We start from the raw sequence: 11,531 nt of genomic DNA on the forward strand, positions 1-11,531 counted from the left end.
TGGCGGAGCGAAGGTGGCGCCTATATAGAAAACAGGTCTCAACTTGCAACTTTTGCGAATCGTTCGCAATAGAAGGCGATTCTTGCTCTCGTTGGTCATCCGACGAGAAAGAGAGAGCGTCGCTCGACACCAACGCGATTAGCGGGCAAATGCCGCAAATGATCTACCTCGATTATCAGGCCACGACCCCGCTCGCTCCCGAAGCGCGCGAGGCGATGCTGCGATGGCTTGGCGATGACGGCGACAGCTTTGCGAACCCCGCGAGCACGCACAAGGCAGGGCGCGCGGCGGCGGCGGCGGTCGAGGTTGCGCGCGATCAGGTGGCGGCGCTGTTGCCGTGCGGGGGGCGCGTCATCTTCACGTCGGGCGCGACCGAGGCCCTGAACTGGGCGCTCTTCTGCGGCGCGCGCGCGATGCCCGGCGGGGTTGCGGGACTCAGCATCGAACATGCCGCATCGCTCCAGTGCCTCGAGCGGCTGGACGCGGCGATCCTGCCGGTCGATGCCGCGGGGCTGGCACTGCCGCCCGATGCGGCGCTGATTCCCGAAGGGGGCATCGTCGCGACAATGCTGGTCAACAACGAGGTCGGGACGATCCAGCCGGTCGCCGATTTCGCGGCGGCGGCGCATGCGAAGAACAGCCTGCTGCTGTGCGACGCGGTGCAGGGGTTCGGCCGCATCGCGATTCCCGAAGGGCCCGACCTGATCGCTGTATCGGCGCACAAGATTCACGGACCCAAGGGGATCGGCGCGCTGTGGATTCGCGACGGCGTCGATCTGCCGCCGCTGATGCTGGGCGGCGCGCAGGAACAGGGGCTGCGGTCGGGGACCGTCTCGCCTGCGCTCTGTGCCGGCTTCGGCGCCGCTGCGGCGCTGGCGGCGGACCGCCGGGATGCCGACGCTGCGCATGTCGAGCGCTTGTGGTCGCTCGCGATGGACATGCTGCCCGAGTGGACGATCAACGGCGCCGAAAGCCAGCGCTATCACGGCAATCTCAATATCCGGCGCGAAGGGGTGAACGGGCTGCGGCTGATGTCCGATGCGCGCGGCGTCGCCTTTTCGCTGGGCAGCGCCTGTGGCAGCGGATCGGGCAAGGTCAGCCATGTGCTACGCGCGATGGGCATGAGCGAAGCCGACGCGCGCGCCTCCATCCGTCTCGGTTGGGGGCGCTATACGTCCGAACAGGCGTTGCGCGACGGGCTGAATGCCATCAAGGATGCGGTCCGCTTGCAGGGAGGGAATTGATGCGCGTCACCTTCATCCATGCCGATGGCAAGGGGCGCACCGAAGTCGTCGCGGAACCGGGTTCGATCCTGCTCGACGTGGCGCAGGCGCATATGATGCCGCTGGAAGGCACGTGCGAGGGGCAGATGGCCTGTTCGACCTGCCATGTCATCGTCGCAAAGGAGGATTTCGGCCGCCTGCCGCCCGCCAGCGAGATGGAGGAGGATATGCTCGATCTTGCCGCCGGGGTGCGCCGGACCAGCCGCCTGTCGTGCCAGATCGTACTGACCGAGGATCTCGATGGTCTGACCGTTCATATCCCGTCCGAAAGCCGCAACATGCAGGGGCCGCGCTGATGCGTCGCCGGCGCGCCGTGGGCCTTGCCCTGACGCTCGCCGCCGTCGTCACGCTGGCCGGGTGCGCGTCGTCGCCCGCAGCGACCAACAGCGCCCGCGACAGCGCGCAGGCGAGCGTCGCGAACCGGATCGCGGCACTGGAGAAGAAAAGCGGCGGTCGGCTGGGCGTTGCCGTGACCGACCAGTTCGGGAAGCTGATCGTCGGCCACCGCGCCGACGAGCGCTTTGCGATGTGCTCCACCTTCAAGCTGCTGCTCGCCGCGCAGACGCTGACCGCAGCGAAGAACGGTGTGTCGCTGCGCACGCCGCTGCCCTTCACGCGCGCCGATCTGCTGCCGCACTCGCCGGGCGCCGAGCGCCTGCTCGATGCGGAGGGGAAGGGTGAATATCGCATCGGCTTCGCTGCCGAGGATGCCGTCGTGCTCAGCGACAATCTCGCCGCGAACCTGCTGCTCGATCATTTCGGCGGGCCGACCGCCTTCACCGATCATGTGCAGGCGACCGGCGATCTGGTGACGCGGCTCGACCGGGTGGAGCCCGATCTCAACGCCAATATTCCGGGCGATCCGCGCGATACCACCAGCCCTGCGGCGATGGCGAAGAGCGCCGCCGCCTACATCTTCGGCGACAAGCTCGACCCCGCCTATCGCACCATGCTGCGCGACTGGTTGGTCAAGAGCGAGACCGGGCTTGGGCGCATCCGCGCCGGCCTGCCCCGAACCTGGCACGTCGGCGACAAGACCGGGACGTGCGGCACCGCCTATAATGACGTGGCGTTCGTCGAGGAGCCGGGGGGCGACAAATATATGATCGCCATCTATCTAGACCGCCCCGCGTTGAAGGGCGACGCCGCCAACGCGATCATCGCCGATGTGGCGCGCGTGGTGGCGGGCGACCGCACCGAATAGCCGCGCCGCTTGCAATTCGCGCCCGCCGCCGCCATATGCGCGCCGGGAGTCGGGCGGACGCAGTCTTCGCCAACCCGGTCAGGTCCGGAAGGAAGCAGCCGCAACGAATTCGCTGCGGGTCGTTCCGGCTCCCACCCCTCATGAAATTCAGAGCTGTCCGGACTGGCTTTATTCGTCCTTGCTCTTGTCGAAATGGCCCGCCAATCCTCTGTAGATTGGGGGAGGAATATATGCACCTGTGGGCAGCGATCGCGACGATTTTGGCGATGGCGACGTCTGGACAGACTTTCGCCGCGGAACCCGCGGCCACCGGCGCCTCCTTGTCGCGATTGTGCGGACTCCAGAAGGCCGGGCCATATCGGTTCGGAGTGCCGAGGTATGAAGCGCGGTTGGGCGAATCTAAGCCGGGCCGCGAACCTTTTCCCGCCCCGTTCAGCCGCGTAAACCTTGTCACGACCAACTGGTCCGGCCGTGTGATGCTGGTCGAGTTTCGGGGCCCGATGGCTGAGTCGGACGCGGGATCGGCAGCCGAGACTGCGATGGTAGCGGCGTTCCAATGCAATGGCTGGCGTCCTCTGTTCGATGCGGCCGACGAGTCCGTGCCGACCGCTCCTGAGATCGCGGATGCCGATCATATTTTCATGCGGACAACAGACGAAAAGGGGATGTCGGGAACCCTATACGCGGGGTTGAGCTGGCGCGCCGGCCAACTCACGCTTGCTTGCGGGCGTGCCGATCTGCTGGCGCTCGACAGGCTCGAAGCTGAGGGGGTGCTGCCCGAGGATGCACGGCGGCCCCAGGAACCGGCGCCGGTTACAGCGGCACCGCTTACGTCTGCCCGATGCATCGATCTGGAGACGCAGGCGCAGGCAGCGGCAATGTTCGATGGCGGGACCGACGCCTATGTCGATCAGGTCGGCGATCAACAGGATTATTGGGATAGGCTGGCGCGGTGGCAGCGCTGGCGCCTTGAAAAGTCGGGCAAGGTCGATGCGGCCCGTCTCGACGAGCTGCAATATGCGGCGGAGGACGCCCGTAACGCAGCTGCGCAAGAGGATCCGCTGGCGGCTATGACCGGTGCACTTGAGGCGATGCCGGAGCTGGAAGAGGCCCGGAAATCGCGTGAGCCGCGACGGATATGCGAAGCCTATGCGAGGGTTGCAAATTTCGTGGCGAATGATCAGTGGCAGCGCGCGGAGCGTTCAAAGGCCGTGAGCGCGGCATGGGCGGCGGAAGCTGCGCGACTGGATATTCCGCTGGATTAAGCTCTTCGTTTTTCCTCCGGTCATAGCCAAGACTACGGCTTGACCGCCCGGAATTGCCAGCACACCCTGCGCGTCGCAGCAGGGGAGGATGGGCATGAGATATTTTGTTCCGGCCGGACTGGGCATGGCGGTCTTGCTCGTAATGGGGGCGGTGCAGACCTCGACGGCGTATGAGATCAAACCGAAACAGCCCAATCATGAACGGCTGACCGCGCTGGCCGAGCGGTGCCTTGCCGCCGCCGCCGGTGCCTTGCCCAGCCATTGCCCGCTGCCCCGCACCGCAGCCGAATTTGCCGCGACCGACATCGGCGGTTCGGTCTATGCCGATGCCGTCCGCTGGCCGGACGATCCGACGCGCCAGATCAGCGCGACGGGCCTGGGCAAGATTGCGGTCAACCTTGGCGCCGAACGCTGCAAGAAGCATGTCGGGCCGGGCAAGCCCTTTGGCGGCCTGATGTGCAACAGCCATTATGGCGCGCTGCAATTCCTGCACGCCATGCGCCCGACTGCGGGCGAGGCGCCATCCGAAACCCGCGCCAAGATTCTCGGATGGACGCGCGCCGCCTTTTCCATCGCAACAGGGCAGGGCGTCGATGCGACGACGGGCTACTGCGCCTATTTCCGAAGCCAATCTCCCGCGCTTGCCGAGGCTTTTGCCCCGCCCGACTTTCCCTATTGCGACGACCGGACCGAAGACGGGAAAGGCGATAAGGCGTGGCGCGTGCATACGCTGTTCACGCTCGAATGCCGCAATCCCTTCACCTCGACCAAATGCAGCGAATTGACCGGCGACGCGGCCGCCGATCTGGCACGCAAGCGCGCGGCCGGGGCTTTGCTGCATCTGATCCAGGACAGCTTCTCGCAAAGCCATACGGCGCGCGGCGGCGCCTTTCCCGCCGGTCCCTACAGCGCCCGCGTCGTGTGCCTGCCGGTGCGCGAATATTATGATTATGCCCAGAATAGCCGCGTCCATCCGGCCGCCGACAAGGCGCCGACCTTCGACCTTGCAGGCTGCGCCGACGGGCCGGTGGCCGATCCGATCACCGCGTCGGCGCAGATGCTCTGGTTGATCGAGCAGCGCGCGAATCCCGATGCGGCGGTCAAGCTGATGGCGGAGGCGGTTCTGGGCGCGGCGACCTGACGCGCGGCGACGCGCGCATACCCTTCGACAATCGGCGCGGCGCATCCTAAAGACCGGCTATGGACGATTCCGCCGACGACACTCCGATGCTGGGCATGGACTTGCCAGAGGCAGCACCCGCGCCTCCCTCGAACGGGCCTTACCGCGTCCTTGCCCGCAAATATCGGCCGCAGACCTTTGCCGAACTGATCGGGCAGGATGCGATGGTGCGGACGCTCGGCAACGCGATCGCGCGCGACCGGCTGGCGCACGCCTTTCTGATGACCGGGGTGCGCGGGGTCGGCAAGACGTCGACCGCGCGGCTGATCGCCAAGGCGCTCAACTGCATCGGTCCTGACGGGCAGGGCGGGCCGACGATCGATCCGTGCGGGGTGTGCGAGCCGTGCCGCGCGATCACCGAGGGGCGCCATATCGACGTGATCGAGATGGACGCCGCATCGAACACCGGCGTCGACGATGTGCGCGAGATTATCGAGGCGGTGCGCTATGCTGCGGTGTCGGCGCGCTACAAGATCTATATCATCGACGAAGTGCATATGTTGTCGCGTAACGCGTTCAATGCGCTGCTGAAAACGCTGGAAGAACCGCCGCCGCACGTCAAATTCCTGTTCGCGACGACCGAGGTGAACAAGGTGCCGGTGACGGTGCTGTCGCGCTGTCAGCGGTTCGACCTGCGGCGCATCACCCCCGACATGCTGTTCGCGCATTTCAGTTCGATCCTGCAGAAAGAAGGGGTCGAGGCCGAGGCGCCTGCCATCTGGCTGATCGCCAATGCCGCTGAAGGATCGGTGCGCGACGGGCTCTCGATCCTCGACCAGGCGATCGCCCACGCCGATCTGGAGGCCGATGGTGCGGGCGGCGGGCGGATTTCGGCCGATCAGGTCCGCACGATGCTGGGCCTGTCGGATCGCACGGCGATCGCGCAACTGATGGCGACCGTGCTCGGCGGCGATGCGGGCGCCGCGATCGACCTTGCGCGCGCGCAATATGCGCTGGGGATCGAACCGGTGGCGATGGTGCGCGGGTTGATGGACCTGACGCATGCGGTAACGCTGGCCAAGGTAGCGCGCCATGACGATCCGGCGCTGGCCGCCGCCGACCGCGAACGGATCGGCGACTGGGCGCAGAAGCTGGGCTTCGCGCCGCTCAACCGCCTGTGGCAATTGCTGCTCAAGGGGCATGACGAGGTGCTGCGCGCGAACAATCCGCTCGAGCATCTGGAAATGCTGTTGCTGCGCGTGATCTATGCCGCATCGCTGCCCGATCCTGGCGAACTGGCGAAGCTGCTCGAATCGGGCGGCGTTCCGGCGATGCCGCTTGCAGCGCCGCAACCCACGCCTGCCGGCGATACGCCCGGCGCGCCGGTTGCGGCCGACACGCCGCCGCCGGCGGTCGAGGCGGCGGAGGCACCGCCCCCTGCGGCGCTGACCATCGCGCAGATTCACCAACTGCTCGAATCGATCGGCAATCACCGGCTTGCGGTCGACCTTTACGATCATCTGCGGCTGATCGCGCTCGAACCGGGGACGCTGACGTTCGCGCCCGTGCCGGCGCTCGGCGAAGGCTTTGCCCGCGACATGGCCGACGCATTGCTTGCAGCAACGGGAAATCGCTGGTCGGTGCGCGCGGGCGAGGGTGAAGGCCGGCCCAGCCTGGCGCAAATGCGCGCCGCGAAACTGGCCGATAATGATGCGCGGATCCGCGAACTGCCCGTGGTAAAGGCCGTTTTGGCGGCATTTCCCGACGCAAGACTTGTCGAGGATGGCGACAATCGTCATAAGTCCGCCCCATGAAATCGATCGAAGAAATGATGAAGGCGGCGCAGGAAGCGGCTGCCACGGTGCAGGCCCAGATGCAGGAGGCGCAGGCCAAGCTCGACAATGTCGAGGTCGAGGGCGTTTCGGGCGGCGGTCTGGTCAGGATTACGGCGACCGCCAAGGGCCGGATCAAGGCGATTGCGATCGACGACAGCCTGATGGTTCCCGCCGAAAAGCAGATGCTCGAAGACCTGCTTGCCGCTGCGTTCAATGACGCGCGCGAAAAGGCCGATCAGGCGAGCAACGAGGAAATGGGCAAGATGACCAGCGGCCTGCCGCTGCCGCCCGGGTTCAAGCTGCCGTTTTGACGAATTGATCCTCCCTGTGGCGAAGCCATGGGGAAGGGGGACCGCCGCCGCAGGCGGTGGTGGAGGGGCGACGACATTGCGTCGCTGGCCCCTCCGTCAGCCCTTCGGGCTGCCACCTCCCCATGGCTTTGCCACAGGGAAGAGAGATGCCCATTCACCGCACCGTCATTGAATGCGCGCCAAGTTACGCCATATTAGCGATAACCACCCTATTAAAAGGGCGGCGCGCGGTCTTGCGCCCGCTCAGGAGCCCTGATGAACCAGTCTTTTCCCCTTCTGCCCCTGCGGGACATTGTCGTCTTTCCGCACATGATTGTGCCGCTGTTCGTCGGCCGCGATCGTTCGGTCGCCGCGCTCGAAGCGGCGATGGAAGCCGATAAGGAAATTTTTCTCGTCGCCCAGCTCGATCCGGGCGAGGACGACCCCGTGCGCGATGACCTTTACGATACCGGCGTCATCGCGACGGTGCTGCAACTTCTGAAACTGCCCGACGGCACCGTCCGCGTGCTGGTCGAAGGCAAGCAGCGCGCCAAGCTTCAGTCGCTCGACGATGACGGCAAGGCCGTGATGGCAACGGTCGAGCCGATCGCTGATGCCGTCGACGACAGTGTCGATACCGCGGCGCTGATGCGCTCGGTCGTCGACCAGTTCGAAAGCTATGCCAAGCTCAACAAGAAGATGCCGGCCGAAACCGCGGTGCAGTTGTCGCAGATCGACGATTCGTCGCGCCTCGCCGACTCGGTTGCCGGCAACCTCAACATCAAGGTCGCCGACAAGCAGGCGCTGCTTGTCGAGAATGCGCCTGCGAAGCGGCTCGAAATGGTGTTCGCCTTCATGGAAGGCGAACTCGGCGTGCTGCAGGTAGAAAAGAAGATCCGCGGCCGCGTGAAGCGCCAGATGGAAAAGAGCCAGCGCGAATATTATCTCAACGAACAGTTGAAGGCGATCCAGCGCGAACTCGGCAACGACAATGGCGAGGGCGGCGACGATCTCGCGGAACTGCAGGCCAAGATCGATGGCCTGAAGATGTCGAAGGAAGCCAAGGCCAAGGCGAACGCCGAGCTCAAGAAGCTGCGTGCGATGGCGCCGATGTCGGCCGAGGCGACCGTCGTTCGCAACTATCTCGACACGCTGATCGGCCTGCCTTGGGGCAAGAAGTCGAAGCTGAAAAAGGACATCGCGAAGGCGCAGGACGTCCTCGACGCCGATCATTTCGCGCTCGAAAAGGTCAAGGACCGGATCGTCGAATATCTGGCAGTGCAGGCACGCACCAACAAGCTGAAGGGGCCGATCCTGTGCCTCGTCGGTCCTCCGGGCGTCGGCAAGACCTCGCTCGGCCGCAGCATCGCCAAGGCGACGGGCCGCGAGTTCGTGCGCCAGTCGCTCGGCGGCGTGCGCGACGAGGCCGAAATCCGCGGCCACCGCCGCACCTATATCGGCTCGCTGCCGGGCAAGATCGTGACCAACCTTAAAAAGGCCGGCACGATGAACCCGCTGTTCCTGCTCGACGAAATCGACAAGCTGGGCCAGGATTTCCGCGGCGATCCGGCATCGGCGCTGCTCGAGGTGCTCGACCCCGAACAGAATGCGAAGTTCCAGGACCATTATCTGGAGGTCGACGTCGACCTTTCGGACATCATGTTCGTGACCACCGCCAACTCGCTCAACCTGCCGCAACCGCTGCTCGATCGCATGGAGATCATCCGGCTCGAAGGCTATACCGAGGACGAGAAGGTCGAGATCGCCAAGCGTCATCTGATCGCCAAGCAGGTCGAGGCGCACGGGCTGAAGGCCGGCGAGTTCGAGCTGACCGACGAAGGTCTGCGCGACCTGATCCGCTATTATACCCGCGAAGCGGGCGTCCGGACCCTCGAGCGCGAGATTGCGCGTCTGGCGCGCAAGGCGCTGCGCAAGATCCTCGAAGGGAAGGCGGAAAGCGTCGTGGTGACGCCCGAAAACCTCTCCGAATTTGCGGGCGTGCGCAAATTTCGCCACGGCGTTTCGGACCGCGAGGATCAGGTGGGCGCGGTTACCGGCCTTGCCTGGACCGAAGTCGGCGGCGAACTGCTGACGATCGAAGCCGTCACTGCGGCGGGCAAGGGGCAAGTACGCACCACCGGCAAGCTGGGCGAGGTGATGACCGAGTCGGTGCAGGCCGCGCTGTCCTTCGTCAAGGCGCGGGCGCCCGCCTATGGTATCAAGCCCAGCCTGTTCGCGCGCAAGGACATCCACATCCACCTGCCTGAAGGCGCGGTGCCCAAGGACGGGCCCTCGGCCGGCGTCGGCATGGTTACGGCGATGGTGTCGACGCTGACCGGCATCGCGGTGCGCAAGGACGTTGCGATGACCGGCGAGGTTACGCTGCGCGGCCGCGTGCTGGCGATCGGCGGCCTCAAGGAAAAGCTGCTTGCGGCTCTGAGGGGCGGCATCACGACCGTTTTCATTCCCGAAGAGAATGAAAAGGACCTGGTCGAGATTCCGGCGAACATTACCGCTGCGCTGAAGATCATTCCGGTGAGTCATGTCGATCAGGTGCTCGCCGAGGCGCTGGTCAGCCCTGTCGAGCCGATCGAATGGACCGAAGCCGACGAATTGGCCGCTTCGCCGCCGATTTCGGCGGGTGGAGACCCCGAATCGGCGATTCGGCACTGACCGGACCGCCGACGGGGCTTCCGCAAGGGCCTTTTCATCGCAAAATCGGCATTTTGGCCGGTTTCGCGCCGCTTTTTGCTTTGACAAGGCGGGGCGAAACATCGTTAGTGGCGCGCCATGGCTTCGGGCCATGAGAATCATTCAACAACCACACACAGGGGTTCCTTAGGCATGAACAAACAAGACCTGATCGCCGCCGTCGCTGACTCGAGCGGCCTCACCAAGGGCGATGCGAGCAAGGCTGTCGAAGCTGTGTTCGATTCGATCACCGGCGCGCTGAAGAAGGGCGGCGAAGTCCGTCTCGTCGGCTTCGGCACCTTCGCGGTCAGCAAGCGCAAGGCGTCGACCGGCCGCAACCCGCGCACCGGCGAAACGATGACCATCGCGGCGTCGAATCAGCCGAAGTTCAAGGCCGGCAAGGCCCTCAAGGACGCCGTCAACTAATCGCTGGCGCTTCTTGACGAAGAAACATCTCGGGCCGTGGCGCAAGCTGCGGCCCGATTTGCATTTCGGGGGTGCCGAGTCGCAAATCGGCGTTGCAATCGCGGCGCGAGCGGTTATGGACGACCCGCTTTCGGACGCGGCGCAGCCGCTTCGGTCCGGGACGGGCGCGTAGCTCAGCGGTAGAGCACACCCTTCACACGGGTGGGGTCACAGGTTCAATCCCTGTCGCGCCCACCATGGCCCGGTGGCATGGTCGGTGGTTGTCGCATTGCGAAACATCGGCTGACGGGGCCATTCATCGCCTATTCAATGCATAGGGGCTAAATCTCCCGGCATGATCCGCACCCTGACCTTCTCGATCGCCTCGGCGCTGCTGCTTGCTGCAGCCGGCCCGGCGGCTGCGCGCGGCGATCGCAACCGCGACCAGGACAATTTGCGCGAAGCGGCGGCACAGGGGCAGGTGATCCCGCTCAACCGCCTGATCGCCGATGTCCGTTCGCGCGCCCCCTACAGCAATATGACCTATCTCGGCGGCCCGCAGTTCGATGCGCGCCAGATGGTCTATGCCCTCAAGTTCATGGACGGCAGCCAGGTGGTGATCGTCTATGTCGACGCGCGCACCGGCCGGATCGTCGGCCGCAGACCCTGACATTTTTCGCTGCAACGACATTTTGCGATGATCGTTGCGTCTTGGTAGAGAGGCGTTCGGCCCACCCTGTCCGGCGGGCTCGCAGACGAAAGGTGCCTGAATGCGGATTTTGATTGTCGAAGACGAACCCACGCTGGGTCCGCAGCTCAAGGCGACGCTGGAGGGGAACGGCTATGCCGTCGACCTTGCCACCGATGGCGAAGACGGGCACTTCCTAGGCTCGACCGAAGATTATGACGCCGCGATCCTCGACCTCGGCCTGCCCGAAGTCGATGGGCTGACGGTGCTCGATCGCTGGCGCCGCGAAAAGCGCAACTTTCCCGTTCTCGTGCTGACCGCGCGCGACAGCTGGTCGGACAAGGTCGCCGGGCTCGACGCGGGCGCCGACGATTATCTCGCCAAGCCGTTCCAGACCGAGGAATTGATCGCTCGTCTGCGCGCGCTGATCCGCCGCGCCTCGGGCAATGCGTCGAGCGAGTTGATCGCGGGCAAGGTGCGGCTCGACACGCGCTCGGGCCGCGTCACGCTCGATGGCGAGCCGGTCAAGCTGACCGCGCAGGAGTATAAGCTCCTGTCGTACCTGCTGCATCACAAAGGCAAGGTCGTGTCGCGCACCGAACTGATCGAACATATCTATGATCAGGATTTCGATCGCGATTCGAACACGATCGAGGTGTTCGTCACCCGCATCCGCAAGAAGCTGGGTGCCGACATCATCACGACAATCCGCGGCCTCGGATATCAGCTCGACGATCCGCAGGGCTGATC

General features: G+C 65.0%; 11 protein-coding genes, 1 tRNA gene and 1 other RNA gene. All 13 read left to right on the top strand.

Annotation, left to right across the window (positions count from 1 at the left end; translation table 11 throughout):
* Nucleotides 1-158 precede the first annotated feature (158 nt).
* The 13 genes from MU856_RS05050 to MU856_RS05110 all read left to right on the top strand — a co-directional run bounded on the left by MU856_RS05050 (nucleotide 159) and on the right by MU856_RS05110 (nucleotide 11,529).
* Complete coding sequence (locus MU856_RS05050; protein WP_263588500.1) at nucleotides 159-1,244, top strand: cysteine desulfurase family protein; 1,086 nt, start codon at nucleotides 159-161, stop codon at nucleotides 1,242-1,244.
* Complete coding sequence (locus MU856_RS05055; protein ID WP_120694163.1) at nucleotides 1,241-1,579, top strand: 2Fe-2S iron-sulfur cluster-binding protein; 339 nt, start codon at nucleotides 1,241-1,243, stop codon at nucleotides 1,577-1,579. Before MU856_RS05050 ends, MU856_RS05055 begins: the two co-directional genes overlap by 4 nt.
* Nucleotides 1,579-2,487, top strand: a complete 909-nt coding sequence (bla, locus tag MU856_RS05060) for a class A beta-lactamase (RefSeq protein WP_263588501.1) — start codon at nucleotides 1,579-1,581, stop codon at nucleotides 2,485-2,487. The genes MU856_RS05055 and bla overlap by 1 nt, the downstream gene beginning before the upstream one ends.
* 41 nt (nucleotides 2,488-2,528) lie before the next feature.
* An RNA gene (gene ffs, locus MU856_RS05065) (signal recognition particle sRNA small type) lies at nucleotides 2,529-2,626 on the top strand.
* A 334-nt stretch (nucleotides 2,627-2,960) separates the two neighbouring features.
* A complete protein-coding gene (locus MU856_RS05070; RefSeq protein ID WP_263588502.1) occupies nucleotides 2,961-3,752 on the top strand; it encodes a hypothetical protein in 792 nt (263 codons plus the stop codon).
* A gap of 94 nt (nucleotides 3,753-3,846) precedes the next feature.
* Nucleotides 3,847-4,893, top strand: coding sequence for a hypothetical protein (locus MU856_RS05075; RefSeq protein ID WP_263588503.1), 1,047 nt, complete (start codon nucleotides 3,847-3,849; stop codon nucleotides 4,891-4,893).
* A 59-nt stretch (nucleotides 4,894-4,952) separates the two neighbouring features.
* A complete protein-coding gene (locus tag MU856_RS05080; protein ID WP_412072815.1) occupies nucleotides 4,953-6,686 on the top strand; it encodes a DNA polymerase III subunit gamma/tau in 1,734 nt (577 codons plus the stop codon).
* A complete protein-coding gene (locus MU856_RS05085) occupies nucleotides 6,683-7,018 on the top strand; it encodes a YbaB/EbfC family nucleoid-associated protein (RefSeq protein ID WP_003044450.1) in 336 nt (111 codons plus the stop codon). Before MU856_RS05080 ends, MU856_RS05085 begins: the two co-directional genes overlap by 4 nt.
* Nucleotides 7,019-7,273: 255 nt before the next feature.
* Nucleotides 7,274-9,670: an endopeptidase La gene (gene lon, locus MU856_RS05090; protein ID WP_263588504.1), complete on the top strand. Its 2,397-nt coding sequence runs from the start codon at nucleotides 7,274-7,276 to the stop codon at nucleotides 9,668-9,670.
* A 171-nt stretch (nucleotides 9,671-9,841) separates the two neighbouring features.
* Nucleotides 9,842-10,114, top strand: coding sequence for an HU family DNA-binding protein (locus MU856_RS05095; RefSeq protein WP_003044445.1), 273 nt, complete (start codon nucleotides 9,842-9,844; stop codon nucleotides 10,112-10,114).
* Between the two features lie 162 nt (nucleotides 10,115-10,276).
* Nucleotides 10,277-10,351 (top strand) — tRNA-Val (locus MU856_RS05100).
* A gap of 97 nt (nucleotides 10,352-10,448) precedes the next feature.
* The gene (locus tag MU856_RS05105) at nucleotides 10,449-10,763 is read left to right on the top strand and encodes a PepSY domain-containing protein (protein ID WP_263588505.1); all 315 of its coding nucleotides are present in this window, start codon (nucleotides 10,449-10,451) and stop codon (nucleotides 10,761-10,763) included.
* Nucleotides 10,764-10,863: 100 nt separating this feature from the next.
* Nucleotides 10,864-11,529 (top strand): response regulator transcription factor, encoded by a 666-nt coding sequence (locus MU856_RS05110; protein ID WP_003044440.1) that lies wholly within the window; start codon nucleotides 10,864-10,866, stop codon nucleotides 11,527-11,529.
* Nucleotides 11,530-11,531: the final 2 nt, after the last annotated feature.

Origin of the sequence: Sphingopyxis sp. GC21 (genome assembly GCF_025727575.1) — a bacterium.
Classification (GTDB): Bacteria; Pseudomonadota; Alphaproteobacteria; order Sphingomonadales; family Sphingomonadaceae; genus Sphingopyxis; species Sphingopyxis terrae_A.